This window comes from Streptomyces sp. NBC_01116 (assembly GCF_041435495.1).
In the GTDB taxonomy this organism is placed as follows: Bacteria; Actinomycetota; Actinomycetes; order Streptomycetales; family Streptomycetaceae; genus Streptomyces.
The window spans coordinates 539,550-557,795 of record NZ_CP108644.1 but is presented as its reverse complement, the minus strand read 5'-3'; the positions used below and the strand labels follow the sequence as shown (position 1 = coordinate 557,795).

Below are 18,246 nucleotides of genomic sequence, written 5' to 3'. Positions count from 1 at the left end.
TCTCCGGGCTGCTCCTGCTGATCTGGTTCCCGTTGATCGCCCGGCGCACCGAACGGCGGTACGAGGCCGCCGCCGGTACCTCCCCGGACGTCTACTTCGGCAACTGGCTGCTGATCACCGGCGTGCTGTTCGCGCTCTCCGCGCTCTGGCTGCTGGTCCGGGCGCTCCGCTCCCGTACGGGCCGGCGCAGCGAGACGAAGGTCCGCCCCTCCGCGCCCCACTGATCGGCCGTGAGCCAGCCGCCCGCGCGGGCGTGCCGCAGCAGGGCCGGCGTCCCGATCCGCGCCCAGGGGAACGGCTCGGTGCCGCGCACGGCGGCGGGGGCGGTCCTCCCGTCCGTTCCGATCCGGCCGTCGTCGAGCCGGACCCGGACCCGTTCGTCCACGTCGACGGGGGCCGTCTCGGCGATCAGCAGCCCGCCGACGCCGAGCAGATCGGCCGCCCGGCCCAGCAGGGCGGCCGGGTCGCCCCCGATGCCGATGTTGCCGTCGAGGAGCAGGAGGGTGCCCCAACGGCCCTCCCCGGGCAGCGGGTCGAACACGCTGCGCAGCAGAGCGGCGCCGCCGAGCCCGCGCGTACGGGCCACGGCCGCCTCGCTGACGTCGATGCCCAGCGCCCGGTGTCCGAGCGAGGCCAGCTCAGCCACCAGCCGCCCCGGCCCGCAGCCGATGTCCAGCACCGGCCCCTCGCACCGGTGCAGCGCGGACAGGTCGGCGGAGCCCGCGTCGGAGCACCAGCGCTCCACGTCCAGCGGCAGCAGCCAGCCGTCGCTGCGGCGCAGGAACAGCGGACCACGGCCGGTGCGGAGGGCGTTGGCGTACGGGTCGGCTTCCCACGGAGCGGCGCGGACCGGCGGGGCTCCGGGCGCATCCGCTCCGCCGGCGGCCGCTTCGTGGACATCCGCTCCGCCGGCGGCCGCCGCGCGGGCCTCCGGGGACCCGGCGTGGTCGGCCGGGGCCGGTGTGGCGAGCCCGGACGAGGGCACGGTCGTACTCATCGCACCCCCGCCCCGGTCAGCCGGCCGAGCGCCGCGGCGAACCGGCCGCCCGGCGCGGCCGACGCGACCCGGCGGGCGTCGGCAGCGGTGTCCACGTCGACCAGTACCGGAAGATCGCGCACGGCGAGCCCCGCCTCCACCAGCCTGCGCCGCTGCACCGCACCCGTTTCCGGGACGGACATCGGCACCCCGCGCAGCAGCGCCGGATCGGGATCCGCCAGACCGAGCGCCCAGAAGCCGCCGTCCTCGGCCGGACCGAACCAGGCCCCCACCCCGTCCCAGGCGTCCGGGCCGAGAGCGGGAGCGAGCAGCGCGGCCGTGATCTGCGGGGTGTCCATGCCGACCAGGAGGGCCGGCCCCGTACACCCGCCGAAGGCCGCGGCGAGACGTTCGTCGAGACCGCCCGCGCTCTGCGGCACCACCTCGAAGCCCGGGGGCACCCAGGGGCCCGGGAGCCCGTCGAGGACCAGCACGCGCCGCCGTGCGGGGAGCGCGAGCACGGCGGCCAGGGTGTCCGCGAGCGCCGCGGCGGCGAGCTCGGCGGCCTCGGCGGGGGAGAAGGGCGGGCAGAGCCGGGTCTTGACCCGCCCCGCCACCGGCTCCTTCGCGATGACCAGCAACTCGGTGGGCCCGGACGCGCCCGTCGAGCGGCCCTTGGCCGGCGCGCTCATCGGACCGCCCCCGTCTCCGTGCGTGCGACCCGTCCGGAGGCGCGGTCCGCCGGTGGTTCCCGCAGCACGCCGCGCATGTCGCGCACCGCGTGCCAGGTCCCGCGCCAGGTGCCGGTCACCTTCGACTTCCCGGTGCGCGGCCGGTAGGGGACGTCGCTCTCGGCGACCCGCAGGCCGGCGTCGGAGGCCCGGACCACCATCTGGAGCGGATAGCCGCTGCGCCGGTCGGTGAGGTCCAGGGCGAGCAGATCGCTCCGGCGGGCCGCCCGCAGCGGGCCGAGGTCGTGCAGGCGCAGACCGGTGCGACGGCGCAGCATCCGGGCCAGCGCCAGATTGCCGGCGCGCGCGTGCGGTGGCCACGCGCCCCGGCCCTCGGGGCGGCGGCGGCCGAGCAGCAGATCGCACTCGCCGTCCGCGATCCGCCGCACGAAGCCGGTCAGCAGGGCGGGGTCCAGCGAGCCGTCGCAGTCGCAGAAGCAGACGAACTCGGCCTCGGAGGCGAGCAGTCCGGCGTGGCAGGCCGCGCCGAACCCGCGTCGTTCCTCCGTGACGACGTGCGCGCCGAGGGAACGGGCGAGCTCGGCCGAACCGTCGGTCGAGCCGTTGTCGACGACGATCGCGCGCCAGCCGTCGGGGATGCGGTCGAGCACCCAGGGGAGCGCGGCCGCCTCGTCGAGGCAGGGCAGCACGATGTCGGCCGCGGGGAGGCCGGTGTGCGGGGCGGGCGGAGTCGGAAGAGCGGCAGAAGAATCGGTCACCCGCCTCACCCTACGGAGACAAGTCCGGCATTCTGGGCATCAGGTTCTTACGAAACATGGACATCGGCCGGATGGGGGCGGTCGGCTCCGGGCGTTCCGGGGCGGAGGTGCCACAGTGGAGGCCATGGAGAACACCCCGCCCGTCCGGCCTCCGGAGCCCGTTCCGCGGGGTGCGCGCGGCCGGGTCCTCGTCGTGGACGACGACCCGACCGTCGCCGAGGTCGTCGTCGGCTATCTGCACCGCGCCGGCTACACCGTCGAGCAGGCCGGCGACGGGCCCACCGCGCTCGCGCGGTTCGCGGCACGCCGGCCCGACCTCGTCGTCCTGGACCTGATGCTCCCGGCCATGGACGGGTTCGAGGTCTGCCGCCGGATGCGCGAGCACGCGCCGGTCCCCGTCATCATGCTCACCGCCCGCGGTGACGAGGAGGACCGCGTCCTCGGGCTGGAGACCGGCGCCGACGACTACGTCACCAAGCCCTTCAGCCCGCGCGAACTGGTCCTGCGCGTCGACTCCGTGCTGCGCCGCGCCCGGGCCGCCGTACCGCCGTACGGGGCCGCCCCGCTGTCCGGGGGCGGGCTGAGCCTCGACCCGGCGGCCCGGCAGGCCTACCGCGACGGGTGTGGACTGGCGTTGACGCTGCGGGAGTTCGACCTGCTCGCCTTCCTCCTCCGGCACCCGGGGAAGGTGTTCGGGCGGGAGGAGCTGATGCGGGAGGTGTGGGGGTGGGACTTCGGCGACCTCTCGACGGTCACCGTCCACATCCGCAGACTGCGCGGCAAGGTCGAGACGGATCCGGCCCGCCCCCGGCTGATCCGCACCGTGTGGGGTGTGGGGTACCGCCTGGACACCGAAGCGCACCGCCTGGATAGGGAAGCGCACCGTACGGACGCCGAAGCGCACCGTACGGACGAGAACGCGACCACCGCCCCCGCACCGCCGGCCGGGGGCCGTCCGCGGTGAACGACGTCCTGCTCATCGCGCTCTTCGCCTTTCTGGGAGCGGCGGCCGCCGGGCTCCTCGGCGCGGGCGTCCTGCGTCTCCTGCGGCACCGTTCGCTGGTGGTCTCGGTGAGCGTCGTCGCCGGGGTCGCCGTCACGGCGATGCTCGCCGGGACGCTGACGGTCGCCTGGGCGATGTTCCTCTCGTCCCACGATCTCTACGTCGTCACGACCGTCGTCGCCATGGCCGCCCTGGTCTCCCTGGCCACCGCCGTCCTGCTGGGCCGCTGGATGGCCGCCCACAGCCGTGAACTGACGCTGGCCACGCGGTCGTTCGGCGACGGCGGCACCTTCTCCGCGCCCGCCGGGCAGCCCACCGCCGAGCTGGCCGAACTCGCCCGGGAACTGGCCGCCACCAGTGCCAAACTGGACAGCTCGCGGGAGCGGGAACGCGCTCTGGAGGCCTCGCGGCGCGAACTCGTCGCGTGGATCTCGCACGATCTGCGCACCCCGCTCGCCGGGCTGCGGGCGATGGCCGAGGCGCTGGAGGACGGCATGGCCGCCGACACCGGGCGCTATCTGCGGCAGATAAGGACCGAGGTCGAGCGGATGAACGGCATGGTCGGCGACCTCTTCGAACTCTCCCGGATCCAGGCCGGTTCGCTCACCCTGACGACGGCCCGGATCTCCCTCTACGACCTGGTCGGCGATGCGCTGGCCGGTGTCGATCCGCTGGCCCGGGAGCACGGGGTGCGGCTGATCGGCGACCGGATCGACGAGGTGCCGGTGGAGGTCGACGGCAAGGAGATGAGCCGGGTCCTGGGCAATCTTCTGATCAACGCCATCCGCCGCACCCCGCCGGACGGCACCGTGGCCGTCGCCGCGCACCGCTCCGACGGCGGCGTCGTGCTGTCGGTGACCGACAGCTGCGGCGGCATCCCGGAGGACGACCTCCCCCGGGTCTTCGACACCGGCTGGCGCGGCAGCCACGCCCGCACCCCGCCGGCCGGGGCGGGCCTCGGGCTCGCCATCGTGCGCGGCATCGTCGAGGCGCACGCCGGGCGCGCCGAGGTGCGCAACGTGCAGGGCGGCTGCTGCTTCTCGGTCACCCTCCCGGCCGTGTGAGGGAGTCCCGGTCACGCACCCGGCCGTACGAGGTACGGGGGCGTCCCCGGTCACGCTCCCGACAGCGCGACGGTGCTCCCCGTCACGCTCCCGACAGCGTGACGGCGCTCTCCTCCCGGCGGCCACCCGCACCGCGCAGCGGGGCCGCCGCGAAGTCCCGCATCCCCCCGGCGAACGGGACCCGGGGCCGCCAGCCCAACTCCTCGCGCAGCGCCCGCGAGTCCGCCGTGACATGGCGTACGTCCCCGAGGCGGTACTCCCCGGTCACCACCGGGTCCGGCCCGCCGTACGCGCCGGCCAGGGCTGCGGCCATCTCCCCGATGGTGTGCGGATCGCCGCTGCCCGTGTTGTACGCGGCGAAGGACGCGGGCCGCCGCTCCCGTACCGCCTCCAGGGCCACGACGTTCGCCGCCGCCACATCGTGGACGTGGACGAAGTCGCGCCGCTGGCCCCCGTCCTCGTAGACGCGGGGCGCCTCACCGCGCGCCAGGGCCGAGCGGAAGAACGAGGCGACACCGGCGTACGGGGTGTCGCGCGGCATCCCCGGCCCGTACACGTTGTGGTAGCGCAGCGACACCGCCCGGCCGCCCGTCGCCCGAGCCCACGCGGCGGCCAGGTGTTCCTGGGCCAGCTTGGTCGACGCGTACACGTTCCGCGGGTCCGCGGGAGCGTCCTCGGCCACCAGGCCGGGCGTCAGTTCCGCCCCGCAGTCCGGGCAGCGCGGCTCGAAGTCGCCCGCCCGCAGATCGGCCTCCGCGCGCGGCCCGGGGCGGACCGTGCCGTGCCGGGGGCAGGCGTAGCGCCCCTCGCCGTAGACCACCATCGACCCGGCCAGCACCAGGTCCCGGACCCCGGCCGCGGCCATCTCCGCCAGCAGCACCGCCGTACCGAGGTCGTTGCACCCCACGTACAGCGGGGCGTCCGCGAAGTCCTTGCCCAGGCCGACCATGGCCGCCTGGTGGCACACGGCGTCCACGCCGGCCAGCGCGTCCGCCACCGCCTCCCGGTCCCGGACGTCCCCGACGACGACCCGGTCGCCCGGCAGCTCCGGCGGCGTGCCGCCGGGGTGGGCCGAGGGCAGCAGGGCGTCCAGCACCACGCTCTCGTGCCCGGCCGCGGCGAGTGCGGCGACGACATGTGATCCGATGAACCCGGCTCCGCCGGTGACCAGTACGCGCATGACCGCCACGCTAGGGCCCGGCGACCCGCGGTGCCGGGCGCGGCGCGCACACGTCACGGGTCCGTAAGGACGTGTCCGGGGGGCCGGTCACCGCACGCGCTGTCCGGGGGCCGGACTTCAACCGGGCGGGCGGCGAGCCGCCGGCCCCGCAGCCGGACGAAGGCGCCGGACCGCATCCCCTCGGCTGGGGCGACGCGACGGCGGTGGGCTGATCAGGGTGGCCGGACCGCCCGGCCGCCGCGCGGTCACCGGTCGCCGGCCGGCAGGATCTCCACGCCGAGCGCCCCGAGCTGTTCGAGGACCGTGGCGTGGGCGTGGGCGTCGGTGATCAGCCCGCTGACCTTCTCCCAGGGCAGGACGCGGAACCGGGACGCCGTGCCGATCTTCTCGGCGGAGGCCAGGACGTAGGTCTCCGCCGCCCGCGTGGACAGGGCGCGCTTCATCGCCGCCTCCTCGGCGTCCGCGGTGGTCAGCCCCACCTCCGGGTGTACGCCGGTGACGCCGAGCAGGCAGAGGTCGGCGGAGACGTTCTGGGCCGCTTCGACGGCGGCGGCTCCGAAGGCGACCGCGGAGTGCTTGAAGATCCGGCCGCCGAGCAGGAACAGCTCCGCCCGCGGGTGGTCGAGCAGCGCCGCGACGATCGTCGGGCTGTGTGTGATCACGGTGCAGGCGAGGTCCCGCGGCAGCGCGCGGGCGACGGCGAGGGCGGTGGTGCCGCCGTCGAGGATCACCGAACCGCCCGGCCGTACCAGACCGGCGGCCACCGCCGCGACCTTCCGCTTGCCGTCCGGGGCGACGGTCCGCCGTGCCGCGTAGTCGGCCACCGCGGGCGACGCGGGCAGGGCGCCGCCGTAGACCCGTTGGCACAGGCCGTCGCCGGCGAGGTCGCGCAGGTCGCGCCGCACGCTGTCCTCGGAGATTCCCAGCTCGGCGGCGACGTCCTTGGCGACGACCTTGCCTTCGCGGGCGAGGAGGCCGAGCAGATGGTCGCGCCGTTCAGCAGCCAGCATGCGCACTCCCTCCTGTTCTTGCACGTTTCTGCCGGTAGTGTAGCCGCCCATGACCGACCGAGATTCCTCACCGCCTTCCGCGGGGGGCCGTGCGACCGGCCGCCCCGGCATCGATGCCCCCGACCACCGGGGCCGTACGGGCCTCGACCGGGCCGGACGCGGCCTGGACCGCAATCGCGACGTCGTGATCCGCGACGTCGAACTCACCTCGCGGGGCTGGCACGTCCTGCGGCGCACCACCTTCGACCGCCGCCGCCGCGACGGCCGTTGGGAGGCCCAGGAGCGTGAGACGTACGACCGGGGCGACGGCGCCGTCGTCCTGCCCTACGACGCCGCGCGCGGCCGAGTGCTGCTCACCCGGCAGTTCCGCTACCCCGCCTACGTCAACGACCACCCCGACGGCATGCTCGTCGAAGCGGCCGCGGGGCTGCTCGACGCGGACGACCCGCCCGCCGCCGTCCGGCGCGAGAGCGCCGAGGAGCTCGGTGTCGCCCTCGGCCCGCTCACCCGCGTCCTCGCGGCCTACATGAGCCCCGGTTCCGTCACCGAACGTCTTCACTTCTTCGCCGCCCCCTACACCCCGGCCGACCGGACCGGGCCCGGCGGCGGTCTGGAGGAGGACGGCGAGGACATCGAAGTCCTGGAGCTGCCCTTCGAGGCGGCCCTCGCCATGACCCGCGACGGGCGCATCGTCGACGGCAAGACCATTTTGCTGCTGCAATGGGCTGCTCTGGACGGGCCGTTCGCTCCGGCGGCGGACGACCGCTGAGGCCGCCGCCCTCCGCCGCGGACCGGTGGCACGCATTCGGCCGCACTCCGGCGACGGCCGGCCGTGGGCATGCGACGGCCGCGGTGGGGTGGCCGGGGTATGTCGTCCGTGAGGCGCCTGCGCCGCCTATTTTGAGCCAGAAGTGACTGTCCACCAGCGGTCTGTCGCCTCATGTGCCCTATCGACAAGGCGAGTTAGTGAGCTTAGGCTCACCTAAGTTGTGGTGGGCGGCCCCGTCGGCATGCCCGCCGTTCGAGCCCTTCCCCTCACGCCTGACAGGCGGCTTTCCCAGACGATGGGAGTGACATGTCACAGGTTCTTCCTGGCGACACACCACCGGTCCACGACCTCATCGGCATCGGCTTCGGCCCGTCCAATGTGGCCATGGCGATCGCGCTCAGCGAGCACAACAGCAAAGTCGGCAGGCAGGATTCGGTCACCGCCCACTTCTTCGAGCAGCAGTCGGGCTTCGGCTGGCACCGCGGCATGCTCATCGACGACGCCACCATGCAGGTGTCCTTCCTCAAGGACCTGGTGACGCTCCGCAACCCGGCCAGCGAATTCAGCTTCCTCTGCTATCTGCAGAGCAAGGGCCGCCTGGTCGACTTCATCAACCACAAGAACCTCTTCCCCCTGCGGGTGGAGTTCCACGACTACTTCGAATGGGCCGCGGCCAAGGTCGACGACCTGGTCTCCTACGACCACGAGGTCGTCGCCGTCACGCCGTACGTCCACGACGGAACCGTGGAACACCTGGACGTGACCGTCCGGTCCGGCGGGGTGCTCACGGTCCACCGGGCCCGCAACCTCGTCATCGGTACCGGCCTGCGCCCCCTCATGCCGGACGGCGTGCGGCGCGGCGACCGCGTCTGGCACAACTGCGACCTGCTGCGCAAGGTCGACGGACTGGAGAGCGCCTCGCCCCCGCCCTCCCGGTTCGTCGTCGTCGGCGCCGGCCAGAGCGCCGCCGAGAACGTCGCCTACCTCCACCGGCGGTTCCCCGGGGCCGAGGTCTGCGCGGTCTTCTCCCGATACGGCTACAGCCCCGCCGACGACAGCAGCTTCGCCAACCGGATCTTCGACCCCGACGCGGTCGACGACTACTTCGCCGCACCCGAGGAGGTCAAGAACCAGTTGATGGCCTACCACGGCAACACCAACTACTCCGTGGTGGACATCGACCTGATCGACGACCTCTACCGCCAGATGTACCGGGAGAAGGTGCTGGGCACCGAACGGCTGCGCTTCCTCAACGTGTCCCGGGTCACCGGCGTGGAGGAGAAGCCCGACGGCGTCCGCGCCACCGTCAGATCCCTGGTGACCGACGAGGAGTCGGAACTGGACGCCGACGTCGTGGTGTTCGCCACCGGCTACAGCCCCGCCGATCCGCTCGGCCTCCTCGGCGAGGTCGGCGGGCGCTGCCTGCGCGACGACGCGGGCCGGGTCCGCGTGGAGCGCGACTACCGGATCGCGACCGAACCCGGCCTGCGCTGCGGCATCTACCTCCAGGGCGGTACGGAGCACACCCACGGCATCACCACGTCGCTGCTCTCCAACACCGCGGTACGGGTCGGCGAGATCCTGGACTCGCTGCTCGACCGCCGGGTCAAGTCCACCTCCGACGAGTCCCGGCCGGTCGCCGGAGCGGCGCCCGGAGCGACGAGCGCCCGCTGACCCGCGGCGAGTTCGGCGCTCGGCCCGCCCGGCCGCCCGCGGGGCGGGCCGAGCGCAAGCGATCCGATCGTAGGGATATCGTTCCTCGACATGTTCACCACCGCAGTGGAGCGCCCCGCGCCAGGGGGGACGACGGACACCCGGCGACGGCGGGTCGTGGGGCTGGGCGTCCTCACGGTGACGCTGGTGGTCTCGGCGACGGTCTCGCTGGTCGTCGGGGCGCGCGCGTTGAGCCCCGGCGAGGTCTGGTACGGGTTGTTCGCGGATCCCGATCCCGACCAGAAGCTCACCGAGATCCGGCTCATCGTGCAGACCGTCCGCCTGCCCCGGACCGTCCTCGCGATCGTGGCGGGCCTGGCCCTCGGGGTCGGCGGGGCGCTGATCCAGGGGTACACGCGCAACCCCGTCGCCGACACCGGACTGCTGGGGGTGAACGCCGGGGCCTCCTTCGCGGTGGTGTCGGTCATCGCCCTGTTCGGGTTCACCGACCCGTTCCAGTACGTCTGGTTCGCCTTCCTGGGCGCGGGCGCCGCCGGTGTCGTCGTCTTCGGCCTGGCGAGCCTCGGCAGGGGCGCGGGCAACCCGCTGACCCTCGCCCTGGCCGGGCAGGGCGTCACCGTGTTCCTCGCCGCCATGACCACGGCGGTGGCGCTGTCCGACCAGAAGTCCCTGAACGCGCTGCGGTTCTGGAACGCCGGCTCCGTGGCCGGCGTCGGATTCGACGTCATCTGGCCGGTGACCGGATTCATGGCGGTCGGCCTGGTCCTGGCGCTGATCACGCTGCCCGCCCTCAATCTGCTCAACCTGGGCGACGACGTGGCGCGGGCGCTGGGGGTGAACCTCGCGGTGAGCCGCACGATCGGCATCGTCGCCGTCACCCTGCTGGCGGGGGCCGCCACGGCGGCCTGCGGCCCCATCGCCTTCCTCGGGCTGATGGTGGCCCACGTGGCCCGGTATCTGACCGGCCCCGACTACCGCTGGCTGGTGCCGTACGCGGGTCTGCTCGGATCCGGCGTCCTGCTGGTCTGCGACATCGTGGGCCGTCTGGTGGTGCGGCCCGGTGAGCTGGAATCGGGCATCGTGGTCGCCCTCCTCGGGGCGCCCTTCTTCGCGGCCCTGGTGTGGCGAGGGAAGTTCAGGAGCGCATGAACGGGACCGAAGTGGGAGCGTCGATGCCGCAGGGCGGAGTGAAAGCGTCGATGCCGCCGGGTGTGCGGCTCGGCCGGGTGTCGTTCGTCTGGCGGCCCTGGCTCGTCCTGGTCACGCTGGTGCTCGCGGCGGCGGTCTTCCTGGTCTTCTGCCTCTCCATCAGCATCGGGGACTTCCCCATCGGCCTCTCCCGGGTGATCGCCACCATCTTCGGCCGGGGCGAACAGGTCGACGTCTTCGTGGTCATGGACCTCCGGATGCCCCGGGCGCTGGCCGGCCTCGTGGTGGGGATCGCCCTGGGCGTGTCCGGGGCGATCACCCAGTCCGTGGCACGCAACCCGCTGGCCAGCCCGGACATCCTCGGGATCACCGCCGGGGCCGGCGCCGTCGCGGTGTTCCTGGTGACGGCGACGGGCGGGACCGCCGCCGCGGCGGCCGGCTCCGTCGGACTGCCCGCGGCGGCCCTCCTGGGCGGACTCGGCACGGGGCTGCTGGTGTACTTCCTCGCCTGGCGGCGCGGCGTCGACGGCTTCCGGCTGATCCTCATCGGCATCTCGGTGACCGTCATGATGCAGGCGGTCACGACCTGGCTGCTGGCCTCTGCCGACATACGGGACGTCGCGCGCGCCCAGGTGTGGCTGGTCGGCTCGCTGGACAACCGGACCTGGGACGAGGTGCGGGTGGCGTTCTGGTGCACGCTCGTCCTGCTGGGAGTCGTGGCCGTGGTGGCCTTCCCGTTCAAGCCGATGCACCTCGGCGACGACGTCGCCGCCGGGCTCGGCGTACGGTTCCGCCGGGTACGGGCCGTCCTGCTGCTCTGCGCGGTCCTGCTGGCGGCCGTGGGGGTGAGCGCGGCGGGGCCGGTCCCGTTCGTCGCGCTGGTGGCGCCCCAGGTGGCGATGCGGCTGACCGGGTGGCCGACGCCGCCGGTCATCGCCTCCGGCCTGGTGGGCGCGCTGCTGCTGATCGGCTCGGACCTGGTGGCCCGAGCGGCCCTGCCGATCGGTCTGCCGGTCGGCGTGGTCACCGCTCTGATCGGCGGCCCCTTCCTGGTGTACCTGCTGATACGGGCGAACCTCCGCTAAGGGCTTTCCCGCCATCCCTGGTGGATCAGCGTGCGGCACCCGATGCGGTGCATCGCCAGGCGGAGGGACGTCCGCATACTGGATGTATGGGGATGCTCCGACAACGCGGCGAGGTGCCGTAGCTGTCGTCGCGCGCCCGCCAGGGATGACGGGACAGCCCTTGGATGGCAGAAGTAGGCGAACCTCGACAAGGGGGGCTTGTGGCCGCTCAGTTCACCGCCCGGACCGATGCCGGCGTCGGGGAGGTCCCGCGGCTGGCCGCCCGGGGCATCACCGTCGGCTACGGCGACCGGCCGGTCATCGACCAGCTCGACGTCGCCATTCCACCCGGGGTGATCACGACGATCATCGGCCCCAACGGCTGTGGGAAGTCCACCCTGTTGCGGACCCTGACCCGGCTGCTCAAGCCGGCCGGCGGCACCGTCGTGCTGGACGGCGAGGACATCGGCAGGCTCCGGACCAGGGACGTCGCGAAGAAGCTCGGGCTGCTGCCGCAGGCGCCGGTCGCCCCGGACGGGCTGACCGTCGCCGACCTGGTCGCCCGCGGACGCCATCCGCACCAGAGCTGGCTGCGGCAGTGGTCGTCGGACGACGCCGACGTGGTGCGGCGCGCGCTGGCCATGACCGGGGTGGCGGACCTGGCCGACCGGTCCGTCGACTCGCTGTCCGGCGGACAGCGCCAGCGCGTATGGATATCGATGACCCTGGCCCAGGGCACCGATCTGCTGCTGCTCGACGAGCCGACCACCTATCTGGACCTGGCCCACGCCATCGACGTACTCGACCTGGTCGACGACCTCCACGAGTCGGGCCGCACCGTGGTCATGGTGCTGCACGACCTCAATCTGGCGACGCGCTACAGCGACAACCTCGTCGTCATGCGGGAGGGCGCCGTCCTGGCGCAGGGGCACCCCCGGGACGTGATCACCGCCGAGCTGCTGCACGAGGCGTTCGGGCTGCGGGCCATGGTGATCGACGACCCGGTGGGCGACCGGCCGCTCATCGTGCCGATCGGCCGGGCGCACGTCCGGCCGCCCCAGGCGGCGTCCGACCGGCCGACGACTCCCGAGGGGCGGCTCAACCCGTCCTGACCAGTGGAAAGTTCCCGGGTAAGGCTAGGCTGGCCTCAGGTGTCACGGTACAGTCTGGCTGCCCTCGTACCGGGGCGCAGTGGACAGCGCGAAAGCAAGGGATTCCGGATGCCTCTCCAACGAACGACGTCTCTGAAGCCGTGGCGGCGGCTGGCCGCCGCGGTGTCCGCGGCCGCCCTCGGCGTCGGTCTCCTCGCGGGATGCGGCAACGACGCGGCGGACGAGAAGAACGACGGCGCCCCGGCGGCGGGCGGCGGAGCGTTCCCGGTCACCGTGGAGCACGCGTTCGGATCCACCGAGGTCACCAAGGCCCCCGAGCGGGTGGTCACCGTCGGCTACACCGACGACCAGGCCGTCCTGGCGTTCGGCGTCAAGCCGGTCGGCATGGTCGACCAGTACCCGAACCCGGCGGGCCGGACGCCCGACATCAACACGCAGTGGCCCTGGGTGAAGGACCAGTGGGGCGACACCCGTCCCGAGGTCGTCATGAAGAACGGCGACGCGGGCCCCAACTTCGAGAAGATCGCCTCCCTGCGCCCCGACCTGATCATCGCGGTCTACTCCGAGGTCGACGAGGCGGCCTACGAGAAGCTCTCCAAGATCGCCCCGACCGTGGGCCGCACCAAGGGCGAGAAGGAGCTCTTCAGCGCCCCGTGGCAGGACAACGCGGTGCACATCGCCAAGGCGCTCGGCAAGGAGAAGGAGGGCGCCGCACTGGTGAAGGAGATCCAGGGGAAGCTGGACACCGCGAAGAAGGCCCACCCCGAGTTCGGCGGAAAGAAGGCCGTCGCGCTGTCCTGGTACAAGGACTCGATCTCGGCCTTCACCTCCACCGACGTGCGCGGACGGCTCGTCACCGGCACCGGGTTCACCTACCAGACCGAGATCGACAAGATCGCCGACGGCGGCTTCTCCACCGAACTCTCCCCCGAGCGCGTCGATCTGGTGGACGTCGACCAGATCTTCGTGATCAACGACAAGGCGGACACGGACGCGCTCAAGAAGTTCGAGCTGTTCACCAACCTCCCGGCCGTCAAGAACGGCAAGGTCTCCTACCTGCTGGACAGCGAGGGTCCGGCGGTCGGGGCGGCGATGTCCCAGGGCACCCTGCTCTCCCTGCCGTACGCGATCGACGAGCTCGTCGCGTCGGTCGAGTAGAGAGGCCGGTCAGCAGAGACGTCGGTCGGCAGTGACGCCGGGCAGTGGAAATATCTACCAAGCAGAGATGACGACCAAGCAGAGATGACGACCCACCTCCCCGTGCCCGGACGAGATCCGGTCTCCGTGTGACGGCCACCGGTACGTCCACCGCCGCCCCGGCGAACCTGCACACGGCGAGCGGGGGCGAGGCCGCCCGCTGGGTGGCCGGCCACTGTCGGCGGGCCCCGTGGCTGACGGTCTCCACCGTCCTCACCACGGTGGTCGGGGCCGCGCTCCAGGTGCTCCCGGTGCTGCTGCTCGGCCGGGTCGTCGACGGGGTGGTCGGTGGCGCATCGCGCTCGATACTCCTCACCGTCGGAGTCCTGATGGTGGCCGCCGCGCTGTTCGGCGCCGCGGCCACCGCGGCCTCCACGTTCCTGACCGGGAAGCTCGGGGCCGAACTGCTCGCGCGACTCCGCGAGGAAGCCGTCCGCGCCGTGCTGGGGATGCCCAGCGCCCGCGTCGAGGAGGTCGGCCGAGGGGACGTGCTGTCCCGCGTCGGCGACGACGTGGCCGTGATCTCCAAAGGGATCAGGACCGCCGTCCCCACCGTGTTCTCGGCGGGCGTCCTGGTCGGCATCGCGACGATCGGCATGTTCGGTCTCGACTGGCGGCTCGGCCTGGCCGGAGCCTGCGCCCTGCCCGCGTACGTGCTCGCGCTGCGCTGGTACCTGCCCCGCTCGGCGCCCCTCTACCGGAGGCAGCGGGTGGCCCAGGCCGACCGAGCCCAGGCGCTGATCAGCGGACTGAACGGCATCGACACGGTCCGGGCGTACCGCCTGGAGAACGCCGTACGCGACAGGGTCACCGGCGAGTCGTGGCGGGTGCGCGATCTCGGCGTGGAGGTGTTCCGCTTCTTCGGGCGGTTCGTCGGCCGGGAGAACCGGGCCGAGTTCATCGGACTCGTCCTCATCCTGCTCGCCGGATACGCCCTCCTGGAGGCGGACGCGGCCACCCTGGGCGAGGTGTCGGCCGCCCCGCTGATGTTCCACCGCCTGTTCACCCCGCTGGGCGCCATCATGTTCACCTTCGACGAGGCTCAGAAGTCCGGAGCGAGCCTGGCCCGCCTCGTCGGCGTGTTCCAGGAGCCGTCCGAGGAGCGGCTGGTGGGCGACGGATCCGTACCGCCCGCCGAGGCCGCGCCCTACCCGGTCACGGTGGAGGGACTGACCTTCACCTATCCCGGGGCCGAGGAACCGGTGCTGCGGGAGGTGTCCCTGTCCATCCCGGCCGGCGGTTCGCTCGCCCTGGTCGGGGCGACGGGCGCCGGAAAGTCGACCCTGGCCGCGCTCATCGCCGGCATCGGAAGACCGCAGGCCGGGTCCGTGCGCATCGGGACGCACGACCTCGCCGACACGGACGAGGCTGGGGCACGCGCCCTGGTGAGCATCCTGACCCAGGAGACCCACGTGTTCTCCGGTCCGCTCGCCGACGACCTGCGGCTCGCCGCGCCGGACGCGAGCGACGACGAGCTCAGGGCCGCGCTGCGCACGGTCGGCGCCGGAGGGTGGGCCGAACTCCTGCCCGGTGCTCTGGACGCCGTGGTCGGCGAGGGGGGCGAGCGCCTGGACGTCACCAAGGTCGCCCAGATCGCCCTGGCCCGGCTGGTGCTCAGCCGCTCTCCGGTGGTCGTGCTCGACGAGTCGACCGCGGAGGCGGGCAGCGAGGGCGCAGCCGAGCTGGAACGCGCCGTGCTGGCCGCCTGCTCCGGCCGGACCACGCTGTTCGTGGCCCACCGGCTGACCCAGGCGATGACCGCGGACCGGATCGCCGTGCTGTCGGCGGGACGTGTGGTGGAGGAGGGAACGCACGGCGAACTGGTCGCGCTGGGCGGTCAGTACGCCCGACTGTGGCGCGCGTGGCGAGAAGGCAGTTAGCTGTACTGACCCGCGGGTTCGTCGACACCGGCCGGACCGTCCGGCACCCCGGCCCGCGCGCCGGCACCGCCCGGACCCTGGTGCCGGACATCGGTGCCGCTTTCGGGGCCGGCGCCGGGTCCGCGGTCCGCGGGTACGGTCCTGTCAGTACCATCCGCGAACCGTCCGTCCACCCCGCGAACCCGGAAGCGAACGCCCGCCACCTTGATGAAGACCTCCGACACCACCCGGCCCCGCCCGGGGGCCGCCATCCTGCTGACGGCCCTGCGGCGCAACAAGGGCGCCATGATCGCGGGCACCGTGCTCATGAGCCTGTACCAGGCGGCGGAGACCGCGTTCCCCATCGCGCTCGGACTGATCGTCGAGCACACGATGCGGGACCGCGGCCTCGGATCGCTCGGCGTCTCGATCGGTTCGCTCGCCGTGATCATCACGACGGTCTCCCTGTCCTGGCGGTTCGGCATGCGCGTGCTGCAGAAGGCCAACACCACCGAGGCGCACCGCTGGCGGGTGCGGGTGGCCGCCTGCGGGCTCCAGCCGGTGGCCAGGGACGTGGACCTCAAGTCCGGCGAGATCCTGACCATCGCCACCGAGGACGCCGACCAGACCGCCGACATCATCGAGGTGGTGCCGCTGCTGATCAGCTCGCTCGTCGCGGTGGCCGTCGCGTCGGTCGCCCTGGCCCTCGCCGACCTCCGGCTCGGTCTGCTGGTGATCGTGGGGACCGTCGCGATCCTGTCGGTACTCGCCGTGATGTCCAAGCGGATCGGGGCAAGTACGCGGGAACAGCAGGCCAAGGTGGCCCGGGCGGGCGCCAAGGTCGCCGACCTGATCATCGGGCTGCGCCCGCTGCACGGGTTCGGCGGCAACCACGCCGCCTTCGGGGCCTACCGCGAGCTCAGCACGGACGCGAAGCGCCAGGCGATCACCGTCGCCCGCGTGAACGGCGCCTACGCGGGCACCGCGCTGGCCCTCAACGCGGTCCTCGCCGCGGCCGTCTCGCTGACGGCCGGCCTGCTGGCGTTCGAGGGCCGGATCACCATCGGCGAACTCGTCATGGCCGTGGGCCTCGCGCAGTTCATCATGGAACCGCTCAGGCTGTTCGCCGAGATGCCCAAGTACGTGATGATGGCCCGTGCTTCGGCCGAGCGCATGGCTCTGGTCCTCGCCGCGCGGCCGGTGTCGACACCGGGGACCGGGCACCCGGAGCCCGGCGGGAGCCTGGAGGTCGAGGGCGTACGCCACGGGACGCTCCAGGGGGTCACGTTCTCGGTGGCGGCCGGTGAGTTCGTGGCGATCGCCGCCTATCAGCCGCGAGCGGCGGCCGACCTCGCCTCCGTCCTCGCGGTGAACGCCGCTCCCCACACGTACGGGGGAGTGGTGCGCGTCGGCGGCCGGGAGATCGCCGACCTGTCGATCGAGGCCGTCCGCGAACACCTGCTGGTGAACCCGTACGACGGGGAGATCTTCGCCGGCACCCTCCGCACGAACATCGACCCGGCGGGCACCGGCCGGACGATCACGGAGGCCGTCGAGGCGTCCATGCTCACCGATGTCGTCGCTCTGTACCGGGAGGGGCTCGACCACGTGGTACGCGACCGGGGCGCGAACCTCTCGGGCGGCCAGCGCCAACGTCTCTCCCTGGCCCGCGCGTTGGCCGCCGACAGCGAGATGCTGGTCCTGCACGACCCCACGACGGCCGTCGACGCGGTCACCGAGCAGCTCATCGCGCGCAACGTCGCGAAGCTGCGCAGAGGCCGCACCACTCTGGTGATGACCAGCAGTCCGGCGCTCCTGGACGCCGCGGACCGGGTGCTCGTCCTGGACGGGGGCGTCGTCACCGCCGAGGGCACCCACCGCAACCTTCTCGCCGGCGACGAGGCCTACTGCCGGGCCGTGGCCAGGTGAACCCGGACGGCGGTCGGCGCCGCGGCTGCCCGGTCAGTCAGAGGACGCCGCGCGCAACATCCGGAGCTGTCCGATCTCCGCGACGTTCTTCATCAGCTCGGCGTTCACCCAGGCGGCCGTGTCCGCGACGGTGTGGTCCGGCCCCTGCCCCCAGGGAGACGGTGCGGCGGCGTCGAGAGCCGCGTCGTCAAGGCCGTCCAGCACCCCCAGCCACTGCTCCCGGAGCTCACGCAGCCGGCCGATGGCCCCCTCGGCGTCGCCCGGCCACGCGACGTCCTCCCGGTCCCGGGGCGTGCGGCCCAGGGAGTGCTCGACGGTCGTGCTCCACCACCAGTCGATGTGCCAGCTGAGCCAGCCGATCGTCGGCACCGGAACGGGGTCGGGCTCCGTCTCCGCCCCGTCCGGCATCCACCGCCCGTCGGCCCCCAGGTGCACCGTCCAGCACAACGGCGTCGGCCGCCAGAGGAAGTCCTCGGTGCCGAGCCGCTCCAGGTGGTACTCGAAGAGCGACCACGTCAGGTCGAACTGGCGGCGCAGAAGGTCACATCGCGAAGCGTTCACCGGGCGACCCTGGCACACCCGAACGCCCCCGACAACGCACTTTCCCGCGGTCCGGGGGCCACCGCCACCGCGCAGCCGGGAGGTGACATTCTGCCGAGTCTCCGGTCAGGATCCCCCATGCCGCGTACGAGTCGCGGGCCGGCCGCGGATTGCTATCCGGAGTGGTCATGTCTTACGGATACCGGTTCCGGGGCTTCTCGGGAAGTGGCTGCCGGCCTGCTGTCGCAGCGGCAGACCGCAGACCGCATC

At 73.1% G+C, this 18,246-nt stretch carries 16 protein-coding genes; 10 read left to right on the top strand and 6 right to left on the bottom strand.

Annotation, left to right across the window (positions count from 1 at the left end):
• Positions 1-91: 91 nt before the first annotated feature.
• From OG245_RS02235 to OG245_RS02225, 3 genes are read right to left on the bottom strand one after another with little or no spacing between them, the layout of a single operon-like run.
• Positions 92-997, bottom strand: a complete 906-nt coding sequence (locus OG245_RS02235) for a class I SAM-dependent methyltransferase (protein ID WP_371621847.1) — start codon at positions 995-997, stop codon at positions 92-94.
• Positions 994-1,668 carry a DUF2064 domain-containing protein gene (locus tag OG245_RS02230; protein WP_371621846.1) on the bottom strand — a complete coding sequence of 225 codons (675 nt, stop codon included), beginning with the start codon at positions 1,666-1,668 and terminating at the stop codon, positions 994-996. Before OG245_RS02230 ends, OG245_RS02235 begins: the two co-directional genes overlap by 4 nt.
• Entirely contained in the window at positions 1,665-2,426 is a 762-nt protein-coding gene (locus OG245_RS02225) for a glycosyltransferase family 2 protein (protein WP_371621845.1), read from the bottom strand. The genes OG245_RS02230 and OG245_RS02225 overlap by 4 nt, the downstream gene beginning before the upstream one ends.
• A gap of 124 nt (positions 2,427-2,550) precedes the next feature.
• Here OG245_RS02225 and OG245_RS02220 point away from each other — a divergent pair, with 124 nt between their 5' ends.
• Both OG245_RS02220 and OG245_RS02215 read left to right on the top strand, forming a co-directional pair.
• Positions 2,551-3,390 carry a response regulator transcription factor gene (locus tag OG245_RS02220; protein ID WP_371621844.1) on the top strand — a complete coding sequence of 280 codons (840 nt, stop codon included), beginning with the start codon at positions 2,551-2,553 and terminating at the stop codon, positions 3,388-3,390.
• A complete protein-coding gene (locus OG245_RS02215) occupies positions 3,387-4,493 on the top strand; it encodes a sensor histidine kinase (protein ID WP_371621843.1) in 1,107 nt (368 codons plus the stop codon). The genes OG245_RS02220 and OG245_RS02215 overlap by 4 nt, the downstream gene beginning before the upstream one ends.
• Positions 4,494-4,575: 82 nt before the next feature.
• Here the strand turns inward: OG245_RS02215 and OG245_RS02210 are convergent, their stop codons facing one another.
• Together OG245_RS02210 and OG245_RS02205 are read right to left on the bottom strand one after the other, a co-directional pair.
• Positions 4,576-5,673: an NAD-dependent epimerase/dehydratase family protein gene (locus OG245_RS02210; protein ID WP_371621842.1), complete on the bottom strand. Its 1,098-nt coding sequence runs from the start codon at positions 5,671-5,673 to the stop codon at positions 4,576-4,578.
• Positions 5,674-5,918: 245 nt separating this feature from the next.
• Positions 5,919-6,683 carry a DeoR/GlpR family DNA-binding transcription regulator gene (locus OG245_RS02205; RefSeq protein WP_371621841.1) on the bottom strand — a complete coding sequence of 255 codons (765 nt, stop codon included), beginning with the start codon at positions 6,681-6,683 and terminating at the stop codon, positions 5,919-5,921.
• 49 nt (positions 6,684-6,732) lie between these two features.
• Here OG245_RS02205 and OG245_RS02200 point away from each other — a divergent pair, with 49 nt between their 5' ends.
• The 8 genes from OG245_RS02200 (at position 6,733) to OG245_RS02165 (ending at position 17,436) form a co-directional block, all read left to right on the top strand.
• Positions 6,733-7,452, top strand: a complete 720-nt coding sequence (locus OG245_RS02200) for an NUDIX domain-containing protein (RefSeq protein ID WP_371621840.1) — start codon at positions 6,733-6,735, stop codon at positions 7,450-7,452.
• A gap of 306 nt (positions 7,453-7,758) precedes the next feature.
• The gene (locus tag OG245_RS02195; RefSeq protein WP_371621839.1) at positions 7,759-9,126 is read left to right on the top strand and encodes a lysine N(6)-hydroxylase/L-ornithine N(5)-oxygenase family protein; all 1,368 of its coding nucleotides are present in this window, start codon (positions 7,759-7,761) and stop codon (positions 9,124-9,126) included.
• Between the two features lie 90 nt (positions 9,127-9,216).
• Positions 9,217-10,275: a FecCD family ABC transporter permease gene (locus OG245_RS02190; protein WP_371621838.1), complete on the top strand. Its 1,059-nt coding sequence runs from the start codon at positions 9,217-9,219 to the stop codon at positions 10,273-10,275.
• Complete coding sequence (locus tag OG245_RS02185) at positions 10,272-11,360, top strand: FecCD family ABC transporter permease (RefSeq protein WP_371621837.1); 1,089 nt, start codon at positions 10,272-10,274, stop codon at positions 11,358-11,360. Before OG245_RS02190 ends, OG245_RS02185 begins: the two co-directional genes overlap by 4 nt.
• Before the next feature lie 200 nt (positions 11,361-11,560).
• Complete coding sequence (locus tag OG245_RS02180; RefSeq protein WP_371621836.1) at positions 11,561-12,451, top strand: ABC transporter ATP-binding protein; 891 nt, start codon at positions 11,561-11,563, stop codon at positions 12,449-12,451.
• A 108-nt stretch (positions 12,452-12,559) separates the two neighbouring features.
• Positions 12,560-13,609 (top strand): iron-siderophore ABC transporter substrate-binding protein, encoded by a 1,050-nt coding sequence (locus OG245_RS02175; protein WP_371621835.1) that lies wholly within the window; start codon positions 12,560-12,562, stop codon positions 13,607-13,609.
• 128 nt (positions 13,610-13,737) lie between these two features.
• Positions 13,738-15,528 (top strand): ABC transporter ATP-binding protein, encoded by a 1,791-nt coding sequence (locus OG245_RS02170; protein ID WP_371621834.1) that lies wholly within the window; start codon positions 13,738-13,740, stop codon positions 15,526-15,528.
• A 207-nt stretch (positions 15,529-15,735) separates the two neighbouring features.
• Positions 15,736-17,436 carry an ABC transporter ATP-binding protein gene (locus OG245_RS02165; protein ID WP_371621833.1) on the top strand — a complete coding sequence of 567 codons (1,701 nt, stop codon included), beginning with the start codon at positions 15,736-15,738 and terminating at the stop codon, positions 17,434-17,436.
• A 33-nt stretch (positions 17,437-17,469) separates the two neighbouring features.
• Here OG245_RS02165 and OG245_RS02160 read toward each other — a convergent pair whose 3' ends face one another.
• On the bottom strand, positions 17,470-17,997 hold the full coding sequence (locus tag OG245_RS02160; RefSeq protein ID WP_371621832.1) for a DinB family protein: 528 nt from the start codon (positions 17,995-17,997) through the stop codon (positions 17,470-17,472).
• Positions 17,998-18,246: the final 249 nt, after the last annotated feature.